This is a genomic window from Rhodococcus baikonurensis (assembly GCF_040489275.1).
Taxonomy (GTDB): Bacteria; Actinomycetota; Actinomycetes; order Mycobacteriales; family Mycobacteriaceae; genus Rhodococcus_F; species Rhodococcus_F baikonurensis.
Window position 1 is genome coordinate 484268 of record NZ_JBEUOQ010000001.1, and the last position, 24994, is coordinate 509261.

The 24994-nt window shown below is 63.0% G+C and carries 31 protein-coding genes; 15 read left to right on the forward strand and 16 right to left on the reverse strand.

The window, feature by feature from the left end; translation table 11 throughout:
* Window position 1: 1 nt before the first annotated feature.
* Genes ABWI03_RS02380 through ABWI03_RS02395 form a run of 4 tightly spaced genes read right to left on the reverse strand, consistent with a single transcriptional unit; the run spans window position 2 to window position 2481 of the window.
* Window positions 2–847, reverse strand: a complete 846-nt coding sequence (locus ABWI03_RS02380; RefSeq protein WP_298777103.1) for a DNA-3-methyladenine glycosylase family protein — start codon at window positions 845–847, stop codon at window positions 2–4.
* Window positions 844–1443, reverse strand: a complete 600-nt coding sequence (locus ABWI03_RS02385; protein WP_298777102.1) for a methylated-DNA--[protein]-cysteine S-methyltransferase — start codon at window positions 1441–1443, stop codon at window positions 844–846. The genes ABWI03_RS02380 and ABWI03_RS02385 overlap by 4 nt, the downstream gene beginning before the upstream one ends.
* The gene (locus ABWI03_RS02390; protein WP_298777101.1) at window positions 1440–1994 is read right to left on the reverse strand and encodes an RNA polymerase sigma factor; all 555 of its coding nucleotides are present in this window, start codon (window positions 1992–1994) and stop codon (window positions 1440–1442) included. The genes ABWI03_RS02385 and ABWI03_RS02390 overlap by 4 nt, the downstream gene beginning before the upstream one ends.
* Window positions 1981–2481, reverse strand: a complete 501-nt coding sequence (locus ABWI03_RS02395; protein ID WP_095973118.1) for a methylated-DNA--[protein]-cysteine S-methyltransferase — start codon at window positions 2479–2481, stop codon at window positions 1981–1983. Before ABWI03_RS02395 ends, ABWI03_RS02390 begins: the two co-directional genes overlap by 14 nt.
* A gap of 144 nt (window positions 2482–2625) precedes the next feature.
* On the opposite strand from ABWI03_RS02395, the gene ABWI03_RS02400 reads away from it, so the two are divergent.
* Window positions 2626–3171 (forward strand): ribulose 1,5-bisphosphate carboxylase large subunit, encoded by a 546-nt coding sequence (locus ABWI03_RS02400; protein ID WP_298777100.1) that lies wholly within the window; start codon window positions 2626–2628, stop codon window positions 3169–3171.
* Here the strand turns inward: ABWI03_RS02400 and ABWI03_RS02405 are convergent, their stop codons facing one another.
* The 4 genes from ABWI03_RS02405 to ABWI03_RS02420 form a co-directional block, all read right to left on the reverse strand.
* Entirely contained in the window at window positions 3172–3909 is a 738-nt protein-coding gene (locus ABWI03_RS02405) for an SDR family NAD(P)-dependent oxidoreductase (protein WP_095973116.1), read from the reverse strand.
* Window positions 3906–4931: a phosphotransferase family protein gene (locus ABWI03_RS02410; protein WP_298777099.1), complete on the reverse strand. Its 1026-nt coding sequence runs from the start codon at window positions 4929–4931 to the stop codon at window positions 3906–3908. Before ABWI03_RS02410 ends, ABWI03_RS02405 begins: the two co-directional genes overlap by 4 nt.
* Window positions 4928–6139, reverse strand: a complete 1212-nt coding sequence (locus tag ABWI03_RS02415; RefSeq protein WP_070796058.1) for an acyl-CoA dehydrogenase family protein — start codon at window positions 6137–6139, stop codon at window positions 4928–4930. The genes ABWI03_RS02410 and ABWI03_RS02415 overlap by 4 nt, the downstream gene beginning before the upstream one ends.
* A gap of 75 nt (window positions 6140–6214) precedes the next feature.
* Window positions 6215–7993, reverse strand: coding sequence for an ABC transporter ATP-binding protein (locus ABWI03_RS02420; RefSeq protein WP_124569167.1), 1779 nt, complete (start codon window positions 7991–7993; stop codon window positions 6215–6217).
* 95 nt (window positions 7994–8088) lie between these two features.
* On the opposite strand from ABWI03_RS02420, the gene ABWI03_RS02425 reads away from it, so the two are divergent.
* Window positions 8089–8676 carry a TetR/AcrR family transcriptional regulator gene (locus tag ABWI03_RS02425; protein WP_095973114.1) on the forward strand — a complete coding sequence of 196 codons (588 nt, stop codon included), beginning with the start codon at window positions 8089–8091 and terminating at the stop codon, window positions 8674–8676.
* On the opposite strand, the gene ABWI03_RS02430 is transcribed toward ABWI03_RS02425, so the two are convergent.
* Window positions 8611–10146 carry a LuxR family transcriptional regulator gene (locus ABWI03_RS02430; RefSeq protein ID WP_298777098.1) on the reverse strand — a complete coding sequence of 512 codons (1536 nt, stop codon included), beginning with the start codon at window positions 10144–10146 and terminating at the stop codon, window positions 8611–8613. The genes ABWI03_RS02425 and ABWI03_RS02430 overlap by 66 nt on opposite strands.
* Window positions 10147–10315: 169 nt before the next feature.
* Between ABWI03_RS02430 and ABWI03_RS02435 the strand changes: the two genes are divergently transcribed.
* The 6 genes from ABWI03_RS02435 (at window position 10316) to ABWI03_RS02460 (ending at window position 13794) form a co-directional block, all read left to right on the forward strand.
* Window positions 10316–10690: a PLDc N-terminal domain-containing protein gene (locus tag ABWI03_RS02435; RefSeq protein WP_124569165.1), complete on the forward strand. Its 375-nt coding sequence runs from the start codon at window positions 10316–10318 to the stop codon at window positions 10688–10690.
* Window positions 10687–11121, forward strand: coding sequence for a DUF6325 family protein (locus ABWI03_RS02440; protein WP_095973111.1), 435 nt, complete (start codon window positions 10687–10689; stop codon window positions 11119–11121). The genes ABWI03_RS02435 and ABWI03_RS02440 overlap by 4 nt, the downstream gene beginning before the upstream one ends.
* Window position 11122: 1 nt before the next feature.
* On the forward strand, window positions 11123–11449 hold the full coding sequence (locus tag ABWI03_RS02445) for an SHOCT domain-containing protein (protein ID WP_298777097.1): 327 nt from the start codon (window positions 11123–11125) through the stop codon (window positions 11447–11449).
* 65 nt (window positions 11450–11514) lie between these two features.
* Window positions 11515–12456 carry a DUF1214 domain-containing protein gene (locus tag ABWI03_RS02450; protein WP_298777096.1) on the forward strand — a complete coding sequence of 314 codons (942 nt, stop codon included), beginning with the start codon at window positions 11515–11517 and terminating at the stop codon, window positions 12454–12456.
* Between the two features lie 64 nt (window positions 12457–12520).
* Window positions 12521–12934 carry a phage holin family protein gene (locus ABWI03_RS02455; protein ID WP_070385180.1) on the forward strand — a complete coding sequence of 138 codons (414 nt, stop codon included), beginning with the start codon at window positions 12521–12523 and terminating at the stop codon, window positions 12932–12934.
* A 38-nt stretch (window positions 12935–12972) separates the two neighbouring features.
* Complete coding sequence (locus ABWI03_RS02460; RefSeq protein ID WP_298777095.1) at window positions 12973–13794, forward strand: tyrosine-protein phosphatase; 822 nt, start codon at window positions 12973–12975, stop codon at window positions 13792–13794.
* On the opposite strand, the gene ABWI03_RS02465 is transcribed toward ABWI03_RS02460, so the two are convergent.
* Entirely contained in the window at window positions 13781–14710 is a 930-nt protein-coding gene (locus tag ABWI03_RS02465; RefSeq protein ID WP_435054164.1) for a DMT family transporter, read from the reverse strand. The two genes, ABWI03_RS02460 and ABWI03_RS02465, sit on opposite strands and share 14 nt — an antisense overlap.
* A gap of 82 nt (window positions 14711–14792) precedes the next feature.
* Between ABWI03_RS02465 and ABWI03_RS02470 the strand changes: the two genes are divergently transcribed.
* On the forward strand, window positions 14793–15371 hold the full coding sequence (locus tag ABWI03_RS02470; protein ID WP_124569160.1) for a TetR/AcrR family transcriptional regulator: 579 nt from the start codon (window positions 14793–14795) through the stop codon (window positions 15369–15371).
* Window positions 15372–15394: 23 nt separating this feature from the next.
* Here the strand turns inward: ABWI03_RS02470 and ABWI03_RS02475 are convergent, their stop codons facing one another.
* Window positions 15395–16021, reverse strand: a complete 627-nt coding sequence (locus ABWI03_RS02475) for a TetR/AcrR family transcriptional regulator (RefSeq protein WP_095972127.1) — start codon at window positions 16019–16021, stop codon at window positions 15395–15397.
* A gap of 89 nt (window positions 16022–16110) precedes the next feature.
* On the opposite strand from ABWI03_RS02475, the gene ABWI03_RS02480 reads away from it, so the two are divergent.
* Window positions 16111–16572 carry an SRPBCC family protein gene (locus ABWI03_RS02480; protein WP_003940411.1) on the forward strand — a complete coding sequence of 154 codons (462 nt, stop codon included), beginning with the start codon at window positions 16111–16113 and terminating at the stop codon, window positions 16570–16572.
* Window positions 16573–16575: 3 nt separating this feature from the next.
* Here the strand turns inward: ABWI03_RS02480 and ABWI03_RS02485 are convergent, their stop codons facing one another.
* The 3 genes from ABWI03_RS02485 to ABWI03_RS02495 form a co-directional block, all read right to left on the reverse strand.
* The gene (locus tag ABWI03_RS02485; protein ID WP_095972109.1) at window positions 16576–17223 is read right to left on the reverse strand and encodes a TetR/AcrR family transcriptional regulator; all 648 of its coding nucleotides are present in this window, start codon (window positions 17221–17223) and stop codon (window positions 16576–16578) included.
* Between the two features lie 97 nt (window positions 17224–17320).
* The gene (locus tag ABWI03_RS02490; RefSeq protein WP_003939707.1) at window positions 17321–18082 is read right to left on the reverse strand and encodes an SDR family NAD(P)-dependent oxidoreductase; all 762 of its coding nucleotides are present in this window, start codon (window positions 18080–18082) and stop codon (window positions 17321–17323) included.
* A 78-nt stretch (window positions 18083–18160) separates the two neighbouring features.
* Window positions 18161–19306 (reverse strand): acyl-CoA dehydrogenase family protein, encoded by a 1146-nt coding sequence (locus tag ABWI03_RS02495; RefSeq protein ID WP_007730036.1) that lies wholly within the window; start codon window positions 19304–19306, stop codon window positions 18161–18163.
* 140 nt (window positions 19307–19446) lie between these two features.
* Between ABWI03_RS02495 and ABWI03_RS02500 the strand changes: the two genes are divergently transcribed.
* The 3 genes from ABWI03_RS02500 to dprE1 all read left to right on the forward strand — a co-directional run bounded on the left by ABWI03_RS02500 (window position 19447) and on the right by dprE1 (window position 22135).
* The gene (locus ABWI03_RS02500) at window positions 19447–20055 is read left to right on the forward strand and encodes a TetR/AcrR family transcriptional regulator (RefSeq protein WP_050654586.1); all 609 of its coding nucleotides are present in this window, start codon (window positions 19447–19449) and stop codon (window positions 20053–20055) included.
* A gap of 26 nt (window positions 20056–20081) precedes the next feature.
* Window positions 20082–20660 (forward strand): DUF7822 domain-containing protein, encoded by a 579-nt coding sequence (locus tag ABWI03_RS02505; protein WP_298777090.1) that lies wholly within the window; start codon window positions 20082–20084, stop codon window positions 20658–20660.
* A 62-nt stretch (window positions 20661–20722) separates the two neighbouring features.
* Entirely contained in the window at window positions 20723–22135 is a 1413-nt protein-coding gene (gene dprE1 / locus ABWI03_RS02510; protein WP_298777089.1) for a decaprenylphosphoryl-beta-D-ribose oxidase, read from the forward strand.
* 8 nt (window positions 22136–22143) lie between these two features.
* Here the strand turns inward: dprE1 and ABWI03_RS02515 are convergent, their stop codons facing one another.
* Together ABWI03_RS02515 and ABWI03_RS02520 are read right to left on the reverse strand one after the other, a co-directional pair.
* Window positions 22144–23385 (reverse strand): RNA polymerase sigma factor, encoded by a 1242-nt coding sequence (locus ABWI03_RS02515; protein ID WP_298777087.1) that lies wholly within the window; start codon window positions 23383–23385, stop codon window positions 22144–22146.
* Window positions 23386–23391: 6 nt separating this feature from the next.
* On the reverse strand, window positions 23392–23736 hold the full coding sequence (locus ABWI03_RS02520) for a YciI family protein (protein ID WP_007730031.1): 345 nt from the start codon (window positions 23734–23736) through the stop codon (window positions 23392–23394).
* 141 nt (window positions 23737–23877) lie between these two features.
* On the opposite strand from ABWI03_RS02520, the gene ABWI03_RS02525 reads away from it, so the two are divergent.
* Together ABWI03_RS02525 and ABWI03_RS02530 are read left to right on the forward strand one after the other, a co-directional pair.
* A complete protein-coding gene (locus tag ABWI03_RS02525; RefSeq protein WP_095972105.1) occupies window positions 23878–24354 on the forward strand; it encodes a DUF309 domain-containing protein in 477 nt (158 codons plus the stop codon).
* A complete protein-coding gene (locus tag ABWI03_RS02530) occupies window positions 24354–24992 on the forward strand; it encodes an LON peptidase substrate-binding domain-containing protein (protein WP_003940076.1) in 639 nt (212 codons plus the stop codon). The genes ABWI03_RS02525 and ABWI03_RS02530 overlap by 1 nt, the downstream gene beginning before the upstream one ends.
* The last annotated feature ends 2 nt before the right edge of the window (window positions 24993–24994 follow it).

A 24994-nucleotide genomic window follows, 5' to 3' on the forward strand; every position in this document is an offset into this window, starting at 1 on the left:
ACTACAGAAACGCCTCTTTGGTCCACAGATGAAAAAGCGCATAGGCCCGCCAGGGTCGCCATTTCTCGGACAACGCCGCGGCTTCTTTGCCGGAGGAGACACCCAGCGCACGTTTCAAGACCAGATCATCAGGTACGAATGCGTCGCGATCACCGAGAATTCGAACAGTGAGATAGTCAGCGGTCCACGGTCCGATTCCTGTTAGTGACAACAACTCTCGCCGAAATTGGACGGGATCCGCATCCCAGGAGAGATCGAGGTCGTTCGCTGCCGCAGTTGCCAACGTGTGCACCGTTTTTGCGCGCGCAGTGGTCAGTCCGACGGCTTTCTGAATATCCTCCGGCGATAGCGCTGCAACCGAGGCCGGGTCGGGGAAAGCAAGAAACTCCGCGTCCACCGCCGCTCCGAATGCGCCGACGAAGCGCCCACCGAACGTCCTCGCCGCGCCGAGCGAAACCTGTTGTCCCAGAACGGTGAGCACCGCGGTCTCGAACCCGTCCACCGAGCCGAGCACCCGCAATCCTGGACGGGCGGTCACTAGTGGGGCCAACAACTCATCGCTACAGAACGCTGCCTCTACAGCAGTGTGATCGGCGTCGAGGTCGAGCCAACGACGCACGATCACCTCCAGCTCTGCTGAATCCGCTACCGGCACATCGGAATCCACGACAACACCTTCGTCCGTCCACGACACCGACACGACAACCGGGCCGGACGGCAACGGTATGACTCTGGTGTGAACACCGTCGTCGTGACGTTCGAGGCCGGCGACGCAATGAGCCCGCAGGGCACCGGTGAGCGGTTCGACCGCATAGGGCGCCTGAAAGCGCAGTGTCACTGCGCTCACCGGCCGGCTTCCAGATCCAGCAGTATCGCTTTCAGTTCGGGGCCGCCGGCGTACTGCCCGAGGCTGCCGTCGCTGCGCACCACCCGGTGACAGGGGACGACCAACGGCAGTGGGTTCTTGGCGCAGGCGGTCCCCACGGCCCGCACGGCACGTGGGCTGCCCGACGCTGCTGCGACCACCGAATAGCTTGCAGTGTGGCCGTATTCGATCTCGGGAAGATGACGCAACACTTCGCGTCGGAACCCCTTGGCGAGTTGGAAATCCAAGCGCAGATCGAATTCTCGACGAGCACCGGCAAAGTACTCGTCCAACTCGCGAGCGACGGTGTCGAGTCGGCGCGGGTAATGAAGCACTCGGGGACTGACCGTACCGGCCAGCCGTTCCAGAACAAGGTCGTGCCCTTCGACGGCAAAAGCAACCCGCACCAAGCCCACATCGGTCGCTGCGAGCAATAACTTCCCGACCGGCGAATCTACGGTTCGGTATGCCACGTCGATCAATTCGGCTTCGGACGCCTGCGCAGCCAGGCGCGCCCGTAGGCGGATCATGGCGTCGGCGTCAACGGCTGGAAGTGCCTCGAACACATCGTTACTCATGAGTGACTCCCTTCCGCAGCGGTAGCGGACAAGTAGGTTCTTCGTAGGGTGGCGATACCGTCGGCACCCGCGCGTCTGGCGGCTGCCGGCGTGTTGCCGAGGATGTCCGCGATCTCTGCGTACGGCAGCCCACCCAGAAAGTGATAGGCGACCGCCGCACGTTGTTTGAGTGGTAGTTGTTCGAGTGCGTCCCAGAGTTCGTGATCCCACGTGCCCGGCACGCCGATTCGCGTCGGCAACTCCGGAACGTCGTCTGTCGGCACGGCCACGCGGGCACGCACTCGGGTGATGTCGATTGCCTTGCGGTGCGCGATGGTGACCAGCCAGGCTTCGATGTTCGCGTCCGGGTTCAGATCCGGATAAGCCCGCATCGCTGCGATGAACGTCTCGGACCACGCGTCCTCGGCGTCGACGGGACCGACCACCGCGCGGCAGACACGCAGGACCACCGCACCGTATTCGGTCACGACGTCTTCGAACGGTTTGAGTGTCACGATCGGTAGACGTTCCCGATCACCGAATTGTGAGTCGAACGCATCAGAAGAGAACATCCGATTCGCCGCCGTGCTCGCGGTCGAGCAGGAACCTCTTGCGTTCGAGGCCGCCGGCGAAACCGGTCAGGCTGCCGTCGCTACCGACCACGCGATGACAGGGAACGATGATGCTGATCGGATTCTTGCCGTTGGCAGCGGCGGCAGCACGGATCGCAAGTGGGTTACCCAAAGTTTGCGCGAGCTCCATGTAGGTCCAGGTTTCGCCGTAGGGGATCGTTCGCAAGGTATCCCAGACCCGTTTCTGGAACTCTGTGCCCACGGGCGCCAGCGGCACGGAGAACTCCGTGCGATCACCCTCGAAGTACTCGGCGAGCTGCGATTCGACTTCACCGAAGACCGCTGTGGAACGATCACCGAACGTGGACTCGTCCGGCTTGTGACGATGCTCCGCCATGTACAGCCCGCAGAGGTTTTCACCTGCCGCTACCAGCGTCAACGCCCCGATCGGCGAATCGATCACAGTGTGTGTACGGATAGCCGTCATGTCTCGATCCTTCCAGGTTGCGCGGTGCAGCAGGCAGCGGGTGAATTGATTGTCCGTGCCGGCACCGACACCTCGAAGACGCCGCGAGCCTCGTGAATGTGAGATTTACCTGTACTTTGACGTCACATCAGGCAGTATCGAGGGATGGCTCTAGTTTTGCCCGGCAGCTCCACCGTCGTCCGCTCCGTCGGCGACGTGGTGCACTGGTCCCTGTCCACGGTCGCTTTTGCGGTCACCCTGCCCGCTCGACTCGAGGCGCTCCTCTTCTCGGTCGAGAGGTTGGTGGCACGCATCAACCAGATCGCCGACAACGCCGACCGCGTCGTCATCGGAGCCGCCGCCGTGACCATTCGAGCTGAGACGCTGGTCGAGGCCGTCGAGCAGACCTCGGACATCGCGGGACAGCTCCTCGAGATCTACGAGCCCATTGCGTTGCAGCTCGCGCCGCTGGCGGCCAGATTCGCCGACGACCTGTCCGAGGCGGAGGTCAGCGCCGCGATCAAACTGATCGACCAACTGCCGGAGCTCACCGACCGCGTGACCGCGGTCCTGCCCATCCTCGGAACCTTGGACTCCGTCTCGCCCGAGATCCACGAACTCCTCGGAGTGGTCAAGGACCTGCGTCAGGCGATCGTCGGAGTGCCCGGCTTCCACTTTTTCCGCAAGCGGGGCGAAGCCAAGCTGGATTGATCAGGCCGAGTAGCCGTTGGTTCCGGCTCGCGTCATGACGACCTTCGGAACCACTGCTCGAGACGAGAGCTTGAGCAGTCCGTCCACCAACTCCACGATGTCGTCGACCTTGATCATGGTCTCGGGTGTGATCCGATCGTGCGTCCACGCCGACATGTCCGTGTCGACGTAACCGGGAGCAATGGCCGTCGCGCTCACTCCGTTTCCGGATTCCTCGGCATTGAGTGCTTCGACCATCGAAATGAGTGCAGCTTTGGTGGCTCCGTAGACGGCCAGGCCGCTCTCGGCATACACGCCGGCCATCGAGGCGAGAGCGATCACTTTCGCGCCACCGGCAAGGTCCGCGTCCGCCGCAGTGCGCAGGAGCGGCAGCGATGCTTGCAGGAGCGCGAACGGTGTCCGCAGATTGACGGCGACGGTCTTGTCGAATCGTCGCATGGGGTAATCCGCTACTCGCCCACTGGTTCCCACTCCGGCGTTGAGGATGAGGGCCCGCATGGAGCCGAACCGATCGCCGTGCGTGGCGACGAGTGCTGAGGCGAAGTTCTCGTCCGCCATGTCACCTGCCGAGACTACGACGTCCGGCGATCCGGCGCGCGTAAGTTCTTCGGCGACGACCGCAAGTCGTTCGGCGTCACGGGCGGTGATGGTCAGTCCGTACCCTTGAGATGCCAGGCGCGTTGCGATGCCGAGGCCGATTCCCTTGGAGGCGCCGGTGACCAGTGCTGATCGAGTCATTCGAATTTTCCTTGCAGTGCGTTGAGTCCGGCCGAGATCAGTTCCGGCACAGAAGATCCAGCCTTGTCGAATCCTCCGCCGACGGTGGCTCCTGCTCGGAATCGGTGATCGATGCCCTGCGCCACGACGGCGAGTTTGAAGAACCCGAGCGCCATGTAGAAGTTCCAGTGCGCCAGCTCTCGACCCGATACGGTCGAATACCGTTGCGCCAGATCGACAACAGAGGGTAGTGACGGGCTCGTCCACGCGGCAGGTTCACCCAGAACCAGATCCAAGGCGGGGTGCCGGTAGACGCACATCATCGCGATGTCCGCCAGCGGATCTCCCAGCGTCGAGAGTTCCCAGTCCACCACTGCGGCAACCTTGGTGACGTCGTTCGCCGCAAGGATCGTGTTGTCGATCCGGTAGTCGCCGTGCACGATCGACGAGGCTGATTCCGCCGGAATCATGTCCGCGAGGCTCGAGGCCAACCTGTCCACGTCTGCCGAGTCCTCGGTCTTGACGCGCGACCATTGACCGGCCCACAACTTCACCTGGCGGGCGACATAACCGTCGGGTCGGCCGAGTTCGCCGAGACCCACGGCGTTGTAATCGACGTCGTGCAGGGCGGCCAGTACACGCACCAATTCACCGGTGCACTGCGTGACCTGCTCTGCCGGAACAGCTTCCAACTCGGTCTTGGCCCGGATCACCTGACCGGTGACGAACTCGACCACCGTGAACGACGCACCCATCACCGAGGCGTCCTCGCACAGCACGACGGTCGGCGCGACCGGTACTGCAGTGTTCTGCAACGCCGAGGTGATTCGGAACTCGCGCGCAACGTCGTGCGCCGACGGCGTGAGACCGGCGGTAGGTGGACGACGCAGAATCCACTTCGAGTTGTCGTCGAAGATTCCGTAGGTGAGATTGGATTTGCCGCCTGAAATCAGTTCGGCTCGCAACTCACCGCTGACCGTGACGCCTGCGGCTTGCAGATACTTGTGGAGCGCCGCGAGATCGAGTCCTGGAAAGTCCGTCACTTCGACTCCTCCCGAGCGGCCCGCTTCGCGGCTCCGACAACACGTTTCGCGATTGCCCAGCGATGAACCTCGGACGGGCCGTCGTAGACGCGGAAGGGACGCACTTCGCGGGACAACCGTGCCAGGGGCAGATCGCCGGACACGCCCATTCCGCCACACATCTGAATGGAGCGGTCGACGATCCGGAAGATCGCCTCGGCCGCATAGGTCTTCGCGATGGAGGTCGCGTTGCTGGCGTGTCCACCCTGATCGAGCTCGAAGCAGGCCTGGACCAAGAGCGCGCGGCTGGCCGCGATGTCGATCTCGTTGTCGGCGACCATCTTCTGGATCATTCCGAGATCACCGAGTTTCGAGCCGAAACCTTCACGCTCGGCAACCCTGGCCACGGCAACGTCGTGGCCGCGGCGCGCTGCACCGAGCCAGCGCATCACGTGCGTCATGCGGGCGGGACCGAGGCGAACCTGGGCGTAGGCGAAACCTTGATCGACCTCACCGAGAACAGCCTCGTCGGGAACGAAGAGATCCTCGAACGTGACCTCGCAGTGCCCGCCGATCATGGCCTTGTCGAGGGTGTCGATGTGTCGACCCACGACGAGACCCGCAGTGTTGGTCGGCGCCAGGAACATGGTCGCTCCGCCGCGCTGCCCGGGCTCGCCGGAGGTGCGCGCCATGATGATGAAGAATCCGGCACCGTCGGCGCCGGTGATGAACCACTTCTTACCGTTGATCTTCCAGCCGCCGGGAACCTTCTCCGCGCGGGTGTTCAAGGCCGAGGGGTCGGATCCGGCTCCGGGCGCAGGCTCGGTCATGGCGAAGGCCGACCGCATGTCCCCGCTCGCGAGCGGCGCGAGGAACTGCTGCTTCTGCGCTTCGTTCGCGACGTGGGCCAGCATGTGGACATTGCCCTCGTCCGGCGCAGCGATGTTGAGCGCAGTCGGGCCGAAGAGCGAGTAGCCGGCTTCCTCGAAGACCGGCGCGCGATCACTCATGTTGAGCCCGTGGCCGCCGTATTCGATCGGCGCATGCGGGGCGAAGACACCTGCTTCTTTTGCTGCCGCCTGCATCTCGATACGGATGGCGTCGCCACCCGCGACGGCGATGTCACCGGCGTGTTCGTCTTCGATGGGGAGCACTACGTTGCGCGTGAAGTCGCGCGTCTTCTCGATCAGCGCCACCACCTCGGGCGCGTACGTCAGATCGATTGCCACCAGCCACCTCCGAAAGAACATCCCGACCGAGCGATCGCTCGGTACCAGCACTCTCGCACACGCCGACGCGTCGGGTCAACAATCCTCGAGCATCGCCTCGCCCTGATCGAGCCTGCCGGCAACCACCATGTCGCGGTACAGATCGTCCTTGTCCATGAGCTCGTCGTGGTTGCCGATGTTGCGGATCCGACCGTCCTCCATGACCACGATCCAGTCGGCGTCACGCACCGTCGAGAGCCGGTGAGCGATAGTCACCACAGCGCCGGTGCGCGCACGTTCGTTGATCGCGTCGACAATCGCTGCTTCGGTGAGCGTGTCGACCTGGGCGGTGGCTTCGTCGAGCAGAAGCAAAGCACTCGGTCGCAGAACTGCGCGTGCCATCGCGATCCGCTGACGTTGGCCGCCCGACAGCGACGTGGCGGTCAGTGCGGTGTCGAGTCCGTTGGGCAGGGCCTCGATCGCGTCGTCGAGGCGGAGCAAGCGCAGAACGGACTGCACCTCTTCGTCCGTTGCGTCGGGATGACTGAAGACGACGTTCTCCCGAATCGTTCCGGGCACCACCGGGGTCTCCTGCTCCACGTACGCGAGACTCTCTCGCACAGCCCGGTGATCGAGCGCGTCGTAACCGACACCATGCAGGAGAACCTCACCCGATCGCGGCTCGACGAATCGCAGGACGGTGGAGAGCAGGGTCGTCTTTCCGGCACCCGACGGGCCGACGATGGCCATGTGCCCACGCTCGGGGATGACCAGCGAGACATCGCGCAACGCAGGTTGGTTGGAGCCGTGGTAGCTCACGGTGACGTCGCGCAACTCGATCAGCGGCGCGGCTGCGCTCGTTTTCTCGACTACGTCCACGACCTCGTCGTACTGCTCGGTGGGCAACGATTGCATCTCGCGGATCCGGATAGCTGCCGCGATTCCCGACTGAACGGACGTCACGTTCTGCGCAAGCTCGGACACCGGCCCCATCAGTGTGAAGGCGTAGAGCAGAAACGCGATGAGCGTCGAGACTGCCATTTCGCCGTCGGCGACTCGCCAGGCACCAAAGCCGAGAATGGCAATGATCGAGCCTTGAATGGCGGTCCACGCGACAGTCCACGCGGTTGCCGACACTCGAACCGCCGTGATCGCATGCTTTTTCGCATCGGACGCGTTGTTCGTCACCAGAGCGCCGACGCGATCCTCGGCCAGGGAAACCTTGACCGTCCGGATCGCACGTAAACCGCCCTCGAGAACGCCGCCGAGCTGACCGAGCGATTCCTGGGTTCGCGCCTCGGCTGCGGAGATCCGCGGCATCAGAACGGCAAAGAGTATGGAGGCGAACACGATTGCCACCATGGTCACACCCAGCAACGGCAGATCCAGAACGCCCATCAGAACGATTGTTCCGATGGTCAACGCGGCTGCGTTGAGAATATTCACTGCGGCCGACGACGCCGCCTCCCGCAGCAGCAAGGTGTCCGAGGTGACCCGGGTGACCAATTCGCCGACGGATCGCGATTGCAGCGAAGGCACGGTCGCGGCGAGGAATCGCCTCACGAGCGAAGACCGGGCGTCGAAGACAACCTTCTCGGCAGCGGTCCCGAGAACGATCCACTGAGCACAGCCGAGCACCGCACCGACGACCAGGAGGACGACGAGCGTGAGGATCGGCCCCTTCAGCGACGCACCGGTGTCGAGGGTGTCGAGAACCCATTTGGTGACCATCGGCGTTGCCAGCGTCGCCGCGGAACCGCACAGAGCCAGCACCAATCCGAGGAGGAGCGAGGGCAGATGCGGGCGAGCGAACTCCGAGAGGACGCGGAGATTGCTCCATTTCGGCGCGGGCTGAGGCGCATCGGATTCAAGCATGAATTTATGGAACACGAATGTTCCATAAAGGGCAAGAGGAATTCCGATACGGAAACACTGGATACCGAAACCGGACACGGCTACGCTTCGAATTCGTGACAACGATCCACAGCGCACCAGAACAAAGCGCGACCCGCGAGCGCACCCGGAAGGCCATCCTCGATGCTGCCGTTTCGGTGTTCGCATCCAAGCCGGCCGCGACGCTCAGCGAGATCGCCTCGGCCGCGAAGGTCGGACGAACCACCTTGCACCGCTACTTCCCCGAACGGTCAGACCTGGTCGACGCAGTCGCCGCCGAGGCCACCCGCGCCGTCGGTGAGGCCGCAGCGGCGGCGCGACTCGGTGAGGGCACCGGAGCCGAGGCACTGGTTCGCCTGTGCCATGAATACTTCGAATTGGCCGACCTTTTGACGGTCCTGTTCTTCACTCCCGGCGTGTATCAAGAAGATTCGTTTGCCGAGTCCGCGTCGAACGACGACGACGTCACCGACGCCATCGAGCGCGGACACTCCGACGGGTCCATCGACCCCGACATGGGTTCGGACTGGGTGCAGAACCTGCTGTGGTCACTGCTCTACACGTCCATGGACTACGTGAACCGCGGTTCTGGGACGCGACTACAGGCCTTGGACCTGACGGTTCGCAGCCTCCGACGCGGAATCGCGCCCGATCCCGCGGTCTAGGTTGTCGGCTGCTTGAACAGCGGCACGCCTTTTGGTCACACCCAATTTGCGGTAGATCGAGCGAATATGTGTCTTCACGGTGGGATAGGCAATGCCGAGATGCGCAGCGATCTCGTCCGCAGTCATCGTGGTGCGCAGAAACGTGAGAATCTCGTTCTCACGTTCGGTCAGAACTCCTGTGAGCTGGGCAGAGAGCCGGCTCCGTTTTTCCAGAATCGTGCGCAGGAGTTCCTGGTGTCTCGACCCTTGTACTGCGTGCGCGTTCAAGAGATCGACAATTACCGGATCGCCGCTGAGAAAAGGGGCGAGAATCCGCTCGGGTATTGCCTCCGCAAGCGCACGATCCAACTGCTCGTGCGCCTGCGATCCACGCCCTGCGACGGAACTCAACGCAGCAGACGTGACAAGTGTGCTCACCAACGCATATCGGGGTAGCCCCGCCGAGGTTGCCAAACGAAGCGCCCGAGCCGACGATTCCGGATCTCCCAAGACTCGATAGAGCTCCGCGAGAAGGGCATGAGCGACCGCGGCACCGGTTCGGGTCAGCGTGGGCGTTGCGATCCGGCGCGCTTGGTCGTCCTGCCCCTGAGCGTGGGCGAGCCAGGCCGTGGTGACGCGTCGCAATGTATCCCAAGGAATGCCGTGCTTGTCCGCAGTGCTCACGCCGCGCAGCAGACGAGCGGCGTTGTGGTACCGGTCTTCCCGGTTCAGAGCGATCAGGCTCATCACCAGGTACAGCCGGGCGAGCGCCTCGAAGTTGGTTCCGGGACTGCCCTCGACGATGATCGAGTCGAACTGAGCGATCGCCTCCTCGAAGTCGCCACGCCAGTACGCGATGCATCCTCGATTCGACTGCGGGAGGCCACCTTCGAAGCGTTCCCAGTCGGACGCCACTTCTCGGGACGGGAGGCCGTCGAGAATCTGTTCGGCTTCGGTGAATGCTCCCGCGTGGGTGAGGGCAAACGCCAAATTGGATTGCGCCAGACGAAATGTCTCCGCACGCGACTGCAACTGTGCCTCATCGCTGGCGGAACGAAGTAGCGCGATGGCACGAGGAAGATCACGACGAAGCCTGATCTCGGTCCATCCGAGGAGGAACAGCGCGGACGGGTAATCGTCTTCGGGCTCGCACTGGGAGAGCGCGTGGCGCGCGCGATCGGCGATGACGGCCTTGGTCGAGGTGTCCGGAGCGAGCAGCAGGTCGGTGAAGCAGACGACAAAATCGTCCGACGCCACCCGCAGACCCTGCCCGCGGAGAAACTCCGCGCCGTACGGGTCGCCGCTGAGGTCACGGCAGCACGCTCTTATCAGCAGGATGTGCGGATCGTGCGGATCGGGATGAGCAAGGCAGAGTTGCTCCAGTTCCCTGGTATGAGATTCGAGAATCAGACGGAGCCAATTCTTCCGCAGCACGCGTCGAGCCTGCTCCGCTTCACCGGAGGCGAGTGCATCACGCACGGCTTCGATCATGTGTCGAAGATACTCGAGACATTCGACCGCCGTGGAAATCCGGTCTCATCCGCTTCGGATGAGACTGCGATCGAAGCCTGCGGAAACCGGTGAGAATTGCCGCAATCAACCGAATTGCGCCAGTTGGCGGAATACCGGTGCGCAGGCCCGACACGAACGGACAAGACACATGAGTTTCTGGGAAAGCCTCGGCTGGATGCTGTGGGCGACCGTCTTCATCGGATATCTCTTCGCGCTGTTCGCGATCATCGCCGACCTGTTCCGCGACCACAAGCTGAGCGGCTGGTTGAAAGCTGTCTGGATATTTTTCCTGCTCTTCCTGCCCATCCTCACCGCGCTCGTCTACCTCGTCGCCCGCGGCGAAGGGATGACGGAACGCAGCAACAAGGCCGCACGTGACGCCGAGAACGCTGCCGAATCGTATATCCGCGAGGTCGCAGGAAAGAGCCCCAGCGAGGAGATCGCCACAGCCGCAGCGTTGCTCGAAGCCGGAGCGATCAACGAGGACGAGTTCGCCGCACTGAAGCTGAAGGTGTTGTCATGAGTGCCCGCTTCGGACCTGTTGACTTCTATCTTCTCGGCCTGCCGGGAGCCGGCCTCGATCCCGCCGCGCTCTCCGCGCTCACCGACCTCACGGATACCGGCCTGGTGCGACTGCTCGATCTGATCCTCATAGCCAAGGCCGAGGACGGTGAACTCACCCTCGTCGAGGTCGAGGAACTACCGAACGGCTTCGAGATCAGCGTCGAGATGCTCGGCGCGTCCGGTCTGCTCGGGCACGACGACATCACCGAACTCGCGGCGGCTATCCCCGCCGGCGCGTCAGCGCTGCTGGTCGCTCTCGAGCTGGTCTATCAGCGCGAACTCGCCGCCCGGACCGCCGAGTCCGGCGCGGTGCTGCTGGGCTACGAGCGGATACCCGCACCCGTCGTCAACGCCCTCATGGACACGATCATCCCGAAATTGGAGGTCTGACATGCCGTACATCCCGAGACGAGGACGCCCCGGACTGTTGGGCCTCGCCGCCCGTACCGCGGTCGTGACCGGTACCGCGACCGCCGTGAGCGACGGCATGGCCACTCGCCGGCAACGGAGAGCCCAGGCCGAATACGAGCACGCGCAGTACGAGTTTGCGCAGCAGCAGGCCGTACTCCCGATTCCCGCACCCACACCCACACCCACACCCACACCCACAGCCTCGGTCGATCTCGTGGCGGAGTTGCAGAAACTCGGCGACCTCAAATCGCAGGGCCTACTGAGCGAATCAGAGTTCGAAGCAGCGAAAGCACGACTGCTCGGCTGATTCACCCCCGATGGAGCGAGGGATTCCCGCTCCCGTGCCGTACCCGACACCGAATGGAACCAGTTATGTCCGCGATCGCAGTCAACGTCCTGAACTTCAATCGGGCAGAATCCGACCTCATGTTCGCTCGCCTGGCCGCGGGCGTCGGCCTGGGCACGTGGAACCACACTCGTGATCTCGGGTCACTCGACAACCAGCCGATCATCCGCCAGAACCGCGACACCTTGTACAGCAGCGCGATCATCGACGTGCGCGAGAACGTCACGATCACGGTGCCCGATACCGGCAAGCGCTACATCTCCGTGTGGGTGGTCAGTCAAGATCACTACGGTCCCGTCATCTTGCGCGATCCGGGAGAGCACCTGCTCACGCGCGAATTGGTCGGGACCGACTACGCCGCGCTGATCGTGCGCATCCTCGTCGATCCGAACAGTCCCGAAGACGTCACCGAGGTGAACCGGTTGCAGGACGCCCTCACCATCGACGGCGGCGGAACCGGTGAGTTCCCGATGCCCGACTACGACGAGCAGTCGCAGACCGAGACCCGCGACGCGCTCCTCGCACTCGCGCGCGGCATCACCACCTACGACCATTCATTCGGCACCGCTGCGGAAGTCGACCCCATCAGGCACCTGCTCGGTACCGCCTCCGGATGGGGTGGCCTTCCCGAGTACGAGGCCACCTACGTCAACTTCGACGAAGGTCTCCCGGTCGGGGAATACCGTCTCCGCCTAACCGACGTTCCCGTGGATGCGTTCTGGTCGGTCTCGCTGTACAACGCAGCGGGATACTTCGAAGAGAACACCCTGGGCGTGAACAGCATCAACAGCCTCACCGCCGCCCTCGATGCCGACGGCAGCACGACTGTCCGCTTCGGTGTTCACCTCGACGGCGTCGCGAACGCACTGCCCATCATGCCGGGCTGGAACTACGTGCTGCGCCTGTACCGTCCCCACCCCTCCGTGCTCGACGGCTCCTGGACGGCTCCTCGTCCCGAAGCGCTCTGACCAAGCGTTTCCCCACGCACACACCACTCTCGGGTGATTCGACCCGACCACGGAGGTACAAGCCATGCGTCTGCTGTTTCAGCTCGTTTCGCAATGCGTACTCGGCGCGATCGCGCTGATCGTCGTTCATTTCGCTTTACCCGGGGTCAGCCTGAGCGTCAACGGTTTCTTGGCCGCTATCGGTGTATTCACCCTCGCCCACATGATTCTCGGCCCGTTCGTGCTCAGCGTGGCACTGCACTATGCGGCTCCACTCGCGGGTGGTGTCGGCTTGGTCGCCACACTGCTCGCGCTCTGGGTTGCGACCCTGGTCCCCGACGGTATTGCGATCAGCGGCGTCGGGTCCTGGATCCTCGCCCCGATCATCGTGTGGGTGATCACGGCGTTGGGAGGGTGGATCTTCATGGCACTCGTCATCGACAAGTGGATCAAGAGACGCAATGCCGAAAAGCTCGTGCGCAGTGTGCAGAAGGCATGAATGATCAGTGCAGAAACGGAACCCACGAGGAGTCAGCCATGCCAACTCACCCGCTCGATCGTCGTGTTCTCCTGAAGACCGCTCCGAACTTCCGGGACCTCGGTGGCATTCCCGTTGCAGACGGCACCGTCCGCGCCGGCGCGCTCTATCGTTCGGCGACGCTGGCAAAACTCGACGGCGACGACGTTGCCGCGGTCGCCCGCCTGGACGTTCGGACTGTGTACGACTTGAGGACCGCAGCTGAGCGCGACGGCGCACTCGACAATCTCCCTGACTCGACGCGGACAGTCTGGCTCGACGTACTCGCCGACAATGCCCACAACGCCGCGGCCACCGGACTTCTCATGACGGACCCGGCCGCGTACGCCGAGAGTGTCAGCGGTGGCCGTGGGATCACACAGATGGAGGAAGCCAACCGCAACTTCGTCAGCCTGCCGTCCGCTCTCGACGCCTATCGCACGTTCTACCTCGACCTCATCGACGAAAAACGCGCCGGGGCAGCACTTTTCCACTGCACCACCGGCAAGGATCGAACCGGATGGGCCGCAACTTCTTTCCTGCTCCTCCTCGGCGCCGACGAAGCCGATGTACGCGCCGACTATCTGGAGACGAACACTGATCTGGCGCCCATGACGGAACCGATCCTCGACTTCGCCGCGAGCAAAGGCGTTGACGGAGAACTGCTCCGGCCCCTCCTCGGAGTCCGTGACAGCTACTTCGACGCCGCGCTGGACGAAATGCGCACGCACTTCGGCACAATCGAGGACTACGCACTCAACGGACTCAAGCTCACCGCAGAGCAACTCACCACGCTCCGCGAGCGGTTCATATCAAGATCGGGCCTCGTCAGCGCGACGTGATCGAAGCTCTGGCTGGGCAGGAATCCGTGCCCTCGTCCTGCTTCTTCGGGCGATTGTCCACGCGGGTGACCACGATGACGGCGAGGATGCCCACCGCCAATCCGAGCGCGGTGAACGGAGTGAAGGATTCTCCGAACATCAGTGCGCCCCAAACCGCGGTGACCGGAGCGATCAAGAACATCAAGGTGTTGACGGACGTGATGCCGATGCGACGCAGCAACAACCAGTACAGGCCGTAACCGCCGAAGGTGGACAACACGATCAACCAGAGCAATGCGATCCAGAATGTGTTGACACTCGGCGGTGCGGCAGCACCCGAAGCAAACGCAATAATCGTGAAAACTATTGCGCTGGTTGAGCAGTGGATGGCCAAGGCCTGCAGTGGTGGCATGGACGTGGGAGCGCGTTGCTGGACGAAGGTGGATGCAACCAGGCTCACCATCCCCAGGAACGGAATCGCGTAGGCCCACCACGGCGCCGATGTACCGGCTCCGGCGTCGGCTGCCGTGACCATCGCGACGCCGCCAAGTCCGATCACCAACCCGACCCACTGCATCCGCGGGACTGCGACGCCGAGGACCGGACCGAGCAGCGCGGCTGCCACCAGCGGCTGAATACCGTCGATCAGCGCAGTTGTCCCGGTGTTCACGCCGAGATCGACTGCCCAATAGACAGACAACAGGTAACCGCTCTGGGAGAGCATCCCGATCACTATCTGCCTGCCGAGCGCTCGCGGTGTCGGCATCGTGTTCCGGCGCCGCGCGGAGAGCCAGACAATCGGGACGAGCACCACCGCGAGCGGGAGAAAACGCCACATCAGCAGCGTGGGTACCTCGGCACTGCCGGCGCCGAGTTTGGCCCCGATGAACCCTGAACTCCAGCACGCGACGAACAGGACCGACAAGGTAGCCGTCACGGCAGATCTCGAGGTCACGATCCGAGGTATACCGATCTGTTTACTCATGGAGTCGACTATACAGATCGGTATACTTTTGTCCATGACAGAGGAATCCACACCTGAATTGACTCCGAAAGCGCGTCGCATCCTGGAGTCGGCGTCGAAGTTGTTCTACGAAAAGGGGATTCACGCCGTCGGTGTGGATACCGTCGCACTGGACGCCGGGGTCACGAAGAAGACTTTGTACGAGCGGTTCGGCTCGAAAGACGGTCTCGTCGTGGAATATCTGAAGGATCGAGATCGGCGGTGGCGGATCTTTCGCGACAAGAAGTTGGCATCAGCCGGACACAGCCGCGCCGAACAGTTGAGTGCGGTGTTCGATGCTTCCGCCTCCTGGTCGAGGGCGAGCGGAGGCAAGGGGTGCAGCATGATCAACGCGCACGCCGAGTTCAGTGATCGCTCACATCAGGTATTCGCTGTCATCGCCGAACAGAAGCAGGAAATGTTGGACGTCTTTCGGCGCATTCTGGCGACGGACGGGCGGGCCGACGAACGTCTCGTCGAGACAATCATGCTGCTTCACGAAGGTGCCCTCGTCGCAGACGGGATCGGTATCGGCACCGCCCCCTTCGGGGCCGGCCGGGACGCGGCGCTCGAATTGCTGAAGAATTCCGGTTGATCCACCCCGCTACGCCCCCACAGTCACTCCCCCACCCGCTTCGCCCCCACCATGCGCCGCGCTATCTCCAAATACCTCTCCACCAACTCCTCCGGAGACAACTCACCGTCCGGTCGGTACCACACCGCCACGGCGACGCACATTGTCACAACGGCGCGGCTGGCATCCTCGGGATGGTCGGCCTCGAACACTCCCGAAGCGACGCCGTCGAGGACGATCCGGTCCACCTGTTTCTGCTGTTCGTCGCGCTGCGCGATGTAGCTCGCCCGACTGTCGGGCTCCATGCTGCGGATCTCGGAGGAGGCGACGAACGACTGCTCGCGTCGAAACATGTGGAACCGCAACAGAGATTCGATCACCGCGTCGAAACGGTCCGAGGGGTCGTCCCCGGCATCGAGTTCGGCGGCGCGGCTTCGCTCCAACAACTCCGTCATCACGACGGTCGCCAGACCGATCAGCAGAGCCTGCTTGGACGGATAGTGGTGGTACAGCCCAGGCACCGACAGCCCGGACCGCGACGCCACGTCACGGATCGACGTTCCGTGATAACCCTGCTCGACGAACGCCTCCAGCGCCGCGGCGAGCGGTTTCGGCAATCCCAGGTCTTCGTAATCGCGCCAGGACCCGCGTACCGGAAGCTCGTTCGTCATACCGATACCGTAGATCGCTCTTGCGCCGCCGCCGAACACGTCGGAGCCATTGGTTAGAGTCGGTGTTCACCGAAAGACAGGGACCAGTCATGATCCATGTTCGCCACACCGCGGTTGCTGCCGTGCCGGTTGATGTCGCCTTCGACTACATCGACAACTACCGCAATGTCCCGACCTGGATGTTCGGTGTTTCCGAGTTCACCCCGTTCGGAGAGTTCGATCAGGGGCTCGGCGCCACGTTCGACGCGGCCATGCAGATCGGGCCCAGCACGTTGCGCTCCAAGCTCGAGGTCACCGAGTGGGAGAAGAATCGGATCATCAAGCTGTCTTCGCTCGGCGGTGTATCCAACTCGTCCACCTGGGAATTCGCCGCGATCGACGATTCCAAGACCGAGCTTTCCGTCGACTTCGCCTACAAACTCCCCGGGGGCATTGCCGGAAAAGCACTCGGCCGATTGATCGGGCCGTTCGTCGAAAACGCTGTCAAGAACAGCGAGGAGACATTGCGCCACAGCCTCGAGGAGCAGTTCGCGGCCCGCGGCGAAGGCTGAAAACTACCCGCGGTCGCCTTCGAGGCCCAGGGCGTTGGCCCACACTTGGGTAGCCGTCTTGACGACGTCCTCGAACGGGACAGGGTTGCCGTCGGCGCCAGGTTCTTCCGAGACGAACGAACTGTAGGCAAGACGGCTCACCATCGCCGACAATGCTCGGGAAGCCAGCAGCGGATCCAACGAGCTGTCTGCCTTGCCTGCCGCTTGCAAGCGTTCGATGGCTCGGGCATTACGCGAAATGAAGGTCTCGGCTCGGTCCCGACGCAGTTTCGCGAAAGCCGGATCGATGTGCGATACCTGTTCGAGCAGACCCATCAGCTTGGCGTTACGGCGAAATGCCGTCAGATAGGCACGGTTGCTCGATTCGAGGACCGCATACGGATTGTCGACATCGCGGACCCGCCCCATGCCGGGGTGCAACATGTCTTCCTGCGCAACGTCGAGAACTGCGGCGAAGATCTGCTCTTTGTTGTCGAAGTACGTGTAGAAGGTGCCGGTGGAGCAGTTCGCTTCCTTGGTGATGTCCGTGAGACGGGCGTCGAGATACCCGGCGCGCTCGAACACAGTTCGAGCCGCTGCAACCAGAGAAGCCCTGGTACGGACGCCGCGGGCGGTCACCGGCAGGTCACGCAGAAGCTCCGTCGCAGCCATGGATGGTGGCGGACGGTCTTCCCAGTTCTCCTGAGGTTCGGCGCGAGAGGTCACCAGCTACTTATACGGCAAAGCCGGCGACTTCTCGGCATCGGCGTCAGGTGATGGTGATTCCTCCGTCGACGGCGATGGTCTGTCCCGTGACGTATCCGCCTGCCTCGGATGCGAGCCACACCATGGTGGCCGCGAGCTCTTCCGGGTCACCCATGCGGCCGAGGATCAGGCGCGGAGCCATCGCATCCAAGTAGCCGTCGTTGTATTGGTCGGTCATTTCCGACTTGAAGAAGCCTGGCGCGATCGCGTTGACGCGGATGCCCTTGCGTGTCCCCCACTGCTGTGCGAGGTCACGGGTCAGTCCTACGACACCTGCCTTGCTCGCCGCATAGGCGGCCTGCGGGAGTCCGGCGGTCGTCAATCCGAGAATGCTCGAGATGTTGACGATGGAGCTGCCCGGGAGCATGACGCGGCCGCACGCCTGCGCTGCCCAGTAGGAACCGTTGAGGTTGATGTCGATGACGGCGCGGAACTGGTCCGGGGTCTCACGGGTTGCCGGAACAGCGGTTCCGACGCCGGCGTTGTTGACCAGGACGTCCACGCGGCCGAACTTCTCCATCGCGGCGTCGACCATGTTCTGGGCCTGCGCGGGATCGACGATGTCGGTGGCCACGCACAGCGCTTCGCGGCCTGCGTCACGCACCAGCTTGGCGGTGTCTTCGAGCTTGTCGACGCGGCGAGCTGCGAGGACGACGTCCGCACCGGCCTCTGCTGCGGCTTTCGCAAACGCCACCCCGAGGCCCGACGACGCACCGGTCACGATGACCACTCGATCGGTCAGAGAGAACTTGTCGAGAACAGACATGCGCGGTGATGCTCCTGTGTCGTCGGGTTCGGGAAGTGACGTATGGACGGCAGTGACGTATCGACTGCAGTTGCGAAATTACAGGCCGAGATCGCGGCCGATGAGTTCCTTCATGATCTCGTTGGATCCGGCCCAGATCTTGGTGACGCGGGCGTCCATCCACGCGCGAGCGGCGCGGTACTCGGTCATGAAGCCGTAGCCGCCGTGCAACTGAACACAGTGATCGAGGACCTCGTTCTGAACCTGCGCGGTCCACCACTTCGCCTTGGCGGCGTCGATGGCGGTCAGCTCGCCGGCAGCGTGTGCTGCGACGCAGTTGTCGACGTAAGCCTGGGTGACCTCGATGCGGGTCACGAGATCCGCGAGAAGGAATTTGTTCCACTGCAGCGAGCCGATCGGCTGACCGAAAGCCTTGCGGTCCTTGGCATATTGCAGCGTCTCTTCGAGGATCGGCGCAGCGTGCGCGATGTTGGACACCGCAGCGCCGACGCGCTCCTGCGGCAGCATTTCCATCATGTGGATGAAGCCGCGGTCGATCTCACCGATGATGTTGGTGGACGGCACGCGAACGTTCTCGAAGAACAGTTCGGCGGTATCGGACTCGTGCTGGCCGACCTTGTCGAGCTTGCGTCCGCGCTCGAAGCCTTCCATGCCGGTTTCGACGGCAAAGAGCGTGATGCCCTTGGATTTCTTCTCAGGGCTGGTCCGTGCCGCCACGATCACGAGATCGGCGTTGTAGCCGTTGGTGATGAAGGTCTTGGAGCCGTTGATGATCCAGTCGTCGCCGTCCTTGACCGCGGTGGTCTTGAGCGAGGCGAGGTCGGATCCACCGGAAGGCTCGGTCATTCCGATGGCCGTCAGCATCTCACCGGTGCAGAACTTGGGCAGCCAACGCTGCTTCTGCTCTTCGGTGGTGAGCTGAACGAGGTAGGGAGCTACGACGTCGGCGTGGATACCGAAGCTCGAGGCGACAGCTGCACTGGCGCGCGAGAGCTCTTCTGCCAGAACCGCGTTGAAGCGGTAGTCGCCGGCTTCGCTTCCGCCGTACGCCTCCGGAACCTCGAGCCCGAGGAAACCGTTACGTCCCGCTTCGAGCCAGATTTCACGATCGATGAAGCGCTGGTCGATCAGCTTCTCTGCGACCGGAAGGATGTTCCGGTTGACGAATTCGCGGGCAGATTCGCGAAATGCCTCGTGATCGGGTCCGTACAGAGTGCGACGCATGACGAGTTGCTTCCTTTCGGCGTGGCAATGCCACACGTAACGATGTTCCTAAGCATTCGCTTAGAATCTAAGCACCTGCTTATAGTGAATCGAGAGCGGGATATTGTCAACATCGAAATCCGTCACACCTGGAGGAAACCGTGAGCGACTCACCTGACGTGGTGATCAGCCCCTCCAAAGCCGCGGCCCGTATCCGCGCGGCAGCCGTGGACGCTTTTGCCTCCGCGGGCTACGGCGGCACCACCACCCGTGACATCGCTGCGCGCCTCGACATGAGTCCCGCCGCCATGTACCCGCACTACCGCTCGAAAGAAGAGTTGCTTTTCGCGATCAGCTACGAAGGCCACACCGAAGCGTTGAAGGTGGTCGAGGGCGCCGACCGACCGGGTGAAGAACCATCCGTTCGCTTGCAGGAACTGATCAGCACGTTCGCCAGTTGGCAGGCGGGGCACCATTCACTCGCTCGCGTTGTCCAGTACGAACTCACTGCCCTCACACCAGAGCACTACCGAACCGTCGTCGCGCTTCGCCGCAGCACGACGCGGGTGGTCCGGGAGGTTGTCGATGCCGGCGTGCAGTCGGGCGATTTCACGATCCCCGATGCCGAAGGCGTCACCCTCGCCTTGATGTCCCTGTGCGTCGACGTGTGCCGCTGGTTCCCGGCCGGCAACTACACGAATCCGGAAGACATCGGAAAACTGTACGGAGACCTGGCATTGAGGATGGTGGGCGCCGCCCGAATCAGGTGACGCCAACCGCAGAAAGGACTCGGCCAGTGGCCAACCGCACCTATCTCTACTCGACCCCTGTTGCCCCGCATGAGAATCCGGCTGCCGCTCGCACCCGTGGACTCAAAGGAATCTCGGAGTGGTCGTACGCGATACCGCTGGTCCCCCGGATCCTTGTGTCCGTGAATCCGCTCGCCCGCCAGTCGATCATCTGGGACGACACCCTCGACCTGATCGCGGTCACCGCGCCCTGTGGTCCTGGTATCGCCCGGCTCGAAGACTTCCTCGGCCGCATCGATCACCCCGAACTCGGCACGATGGCCGGCGATGCGCTGCGTTTCCTGCGCAGCCAGACCGAACCCGACCACTACTTCGTCCTCGAGTGCGGCGAGATCTTCGACATGGACGACGAACCGTTCGCCGAACAGGGCACGGCCCTGATGACCGGTCTGGCGAACATCGATGCGGAGATGGAGGCGGCTTTGGCCACGCTCGCACCCTCCAAGTCGAAGTTCTGGGAGAGACTGTTCACACCGACGCAGGAGAGCGTCGAGGAACCGCTACGCGAACTCGGCCTCGGTTACTGGTCCGAGACCTTGTACTTCGATTTCGACCTCCCGCGATAGCCGAACCGGCACAGCCATCGGTTTCAGACCAGTTGGTCCGCAAACAGGTACCCTCGGATTTCGTGCCCGACAACTCCACCGATCTACCAACCACTGCGTCCACCGTCCTCGGCGGTTGGGGTCGCACAGCCCGAACGACCTCGCACGTCGTTTCGACCCCTGATGTAGAGGCGATCGCTAAGGCCGTCGCCCGCGTCGCAGACGACAATGCAGACAAGCCCATGCACCTCCGACGCGGAGTCATCGCCCGCGGTCTGGGTCGGTCTTACGGAGACAACGCGCAGAACACCGGCGGCTTGGTCATCGACATGACTGCCTTCCGTCGAATTCACAAGATCGATGCCCAGACCCGACTGGTGGAGATGGACGCCGGAGTTTCCCTCGATCAGCTGATGCGGGCGGCACTACCGTTCGGCCTCTGGGTCCCGGTTCTCCCCGGAACACGCCAGGTAACCATCGGCGGAGCGATCGCCTGCGATATCCACGGCAAGAACCACCACACCGAAGGCAGCTTCGGAAATCATGTCCGCTCGATGGATCTGCTCACTGCCGACGGCAGTATCCGAACCTTGGAGCCGCATGGCCCGACATCCGAGCTCTTCTGGGCTACCGTCGGCGGAATCGGCCTGACCGGGATCATCCTGCGCGTCACCCTCGAGATGACGCCGACCGAAACGGCGTATTTCGTCAACGACGGCGCTCTGACCGCGAGTCTTGATGAAACCGTCGCTTTTCACAGCGACGGCAGCGAAGCCGACTACACGTATTCGAGCGCCTGGTTCGATGCAGTCAGTGCGCCGCCGAAGCTCGGCCGGGCCTCGATCACGCGTGGTTCGTTGGCGACCGTCGACCAGCTTCCGCTGAAATTGCAGAAGAATCCGTTGAAATTCGATGCACCACAACTATTCACGACTCCGGATGTTTTTCCCAACGGCTTGATGAACAAGCTTTCGGCCTCTGCGATCGGCGAGTTCTACTACCGCACCGGCGGCAACTACGTCGGAAAGGTCCAAAATCTGACGCAGTTCTACCATCCGCTCGACCTCATCGGTGAGTGGAACCGCGCCTACGGGTCCAAGGGATTCCTGCAATACCAGTTCGTAGTACCCGTCGACGCGGTGGACGAATTCAAGAGCATCATCCGCGATATCCAGCGTTCGGGACACTACTCAGCGCTCAACGTCTTCAAACTTTTCGGCGAGGGAAACGCAGCGCCACTGAGCTTTCCGATGTCCGGGTGGAACGTGGCCTTCGACTTCCCGATCAAGCCCGGACTGGGTGAGTTCGTCGCTTCCCTCGACAAACGGTTACTCGAATTCGGCGGTCGCCTCTATACCGCGAAGGACTCTCGGACTACCGCAGCAAGCTTCCACTCGATGTATCCGCGCATCGACGAGTGGATCCAGATGCGCAGAAACATCGATCCAACAGGTGTTTTCGTGTCCGACATGGCCCGAAGGCTCGAATTGGTCTGAGGCGGCGCTCAGCCTGAAACCTCACCCAGCCGACGCTCGAGGTAGGCCCTCTCCGGTTCCGTACCAACGAGTTTCAGAGCTTGCCGATACGCAGATGCTGCCGCGTCGGTGCGCCCCAACCGCGCGAGCAGTTCGGCGCGCGCGAGGTGATACGGGTGGTAGTCGGCAAGTTTGGGCTCCGCTGCCAGTTCTTCCAACGCTGCCAGCCCAACCTCCTCGCCGTCGCGCATCGCCAGCGCAACTGCCCGATTGACGGCCACGACCGGCGAAGGAGTCAGCGTGAGGAGCACTCCGTAGAGCGCGCAGATCTGCGGCCAATCGGTGTTCTCCACATCGGCGGCCTCGTCGTGCAATGCGGCGATAGCCGCCTGGACCCCGTACGGCCCCGGCGCTCCCCCGGTCAATGCGACCACGACGAGGTCGCTTCCTTCCTCGATCATCGGCGTATCCCAGCACCCGCGATCCTGATCTTCGAGGAGCACGATCGCGCCACCGGCGTCGGTACGGGCATCCCGGCGCGCATGGACGAGAAGCATCAACGCGAGCAACCCGGCGATCTCGCGCTCCTCGGGAAGCAAAGCGCGCAAGATCCTCGCCAGCCTGATCGCCTCTACTGCTAAGTCGACGCGTTGCAGATCTGGACCCGAACTCGCTGCGTACCCCTCGGTGAACACCGAATAGATCACCTGCAGAACACCGGGCAGACGTTCCGGGAGTTCTTCGGCGCTGGGAGTTCGGAAGGGAATCCGAGCCTGACGGATCTTCTTCTTCGCACGCACGATCCGCTGCGCCATCGTCGCCGAGGGCACGAGGAAGGCCCGAGCTACTTCGGGCGTCGTCAACCCGCCGAGGCAACGCAAGGTGAGTGCGATTCGGTCGTCCTCGGCGAGCGCCGGGTGCGAGCAGGTGAAGAACAGCTGCAACCGCTCGTCGGGAAGTTCCCCCTCGACGACGGGAGGCGCCGGGTCGGCACGGTCGGCGTCCACCTGCATCACGGCCAATCGCGCCGCGTAGGCCTGATCACGACGAAGCCTGTCGACGGCTTTACGACGCGCCGTGGTCAGCAGCCAGGCACCGGGTTTTTCCGGAACTCCGTCCACGGGCCAGTGCACCAACGCGGCCTCGACGGCTTCGGACGTGACTTCCTCGGCCAGATCGAGGTCACCGAAACGGCGGACGAGCGAGGCCAAGAGCCGTCCACGTTCCTCCCGGAACACTGACTCGATGGAGTTCTCGGCCTGCTCGTCCACGGCGAATCAGTCCCCGAACCCGGCCAGCGGACGCACCTCGACGCTGCCACCGTCGCGCGCGCCGGGGCACCGCGCAGCCCAGGCCAGCGCCGCATCCAGATCGGGAACGTCGATGACGTCGTAGCCGCCGAGGATCTCACGTGTTTCTGCGAAGGGTCCGTCGGTGACGGTCTTTTCTCCGGACTGCGAGACTCGAACCGTTGTCGTAGTCGTCAGGTCGGCGAGGGCATCGCCGGACACCCAGATACCGGCATCCTTCATTTCCTTGTCGTATTGCTGCCAGTCCTCGAACGTGCACTGGGGTTCGGTGTCTCCGCCGGGCGCGGTGTAGATGAGCAACATGTACTTCATGACTGACTCCTTGGTCTGTTGTTTCTCTTCCGGCTTTCTTGCCTTACAACATGACGACGAACGGTTCTCCCCGGAATCGACAGGCGACTCGAAAAAAACTTTTGGCGGGTTCGTCCGAGGTGCTGCCGTTAGGCTGAGTGTATGACCGAACGCGACCGGGACGCCGCTGGGAAACCCCTCAATTCGCGGCCCCGCGACGGACTCGGCCGTCCACTGCCACGCGACGCGCCGGGCGGCGTTCCGCGCATTCCGGACGATGTACGCCTGCCACCAGACGAGTCCATCACCGAGGCTCAGCGCCTCCTCGACCACGGCATGCCTTTTCACGCACACGAGATTCTCGAAGGAACGTGGAAAAGCGCGCCGCCCGAGGAACGTGACCTGTGGCAGGGACTGGCTCAGCTGGCCGTCGGGCTCACCCATCTGCTTCGGGGCAACAACACCGGCGCCGTCTCACTCCTCGGCCAGGGTCACGACCGCCTCAGGCACTACGAAGTGGAAAGCCCGCACGGCCTCGACATCCCCGGTCTACTGACGTGGTCCGAACACCTGCTCGCCGAAATCGATCGCCCCGGCGATTTCCCCGCCCCTCCGATTCCGAGGTTGAGAATCCCCTGATGCCCATCTTCCCCATGTTTCCGCTCGGCTCCGCATTGCTACCGGGCGAGGTGTTGCCGCTGAACATCTTCGAGCCTCGGTACCGCGCACTGGTCGAGAACGTTCTCGAAGCAGCCGACGGCCCACTGTTCGGGGTAGTGCTCATCGCGCGTGGCCACGAGGTCGGCGGCGGCGAATCACGCCACGACGTCGGCACTCTGGCTCGGATCGAGTCTCATGTCGCCATGGGTGCCGGACGGTATCAGCTGTACTGCCGGACCGAGGACCGCATCCGAGTCAATCGCTGGCTGCCGGACGATCCCTACCCGCTTGCCGAGGTCGAACTGTGGCCGGACGAGAACAACGGAACACCCGTCACCGCTTACGAATACGACTCTTTGCTCGAGCGCATCGAGTTCATGTACGGCATGTTGGGAAAGCTCGCACTACGAGCCGGCGAACAGACCCCGCGAATGCCCGTCCCACCTGATCCCTTGGATCCGTTGGGTTCTCGGCTGTATGCCCTAGCCAGGAGCATTCCGATGGGTGACGCCGATCGCCTTGCGATTTTGACAGCGCCAGGCGCCGACGAACGTATTCGCACGCTCTCGGAGGCGGTCGAGAACACCATCGAGGTGGCCCAGTTCAATCTGCTTTGAGT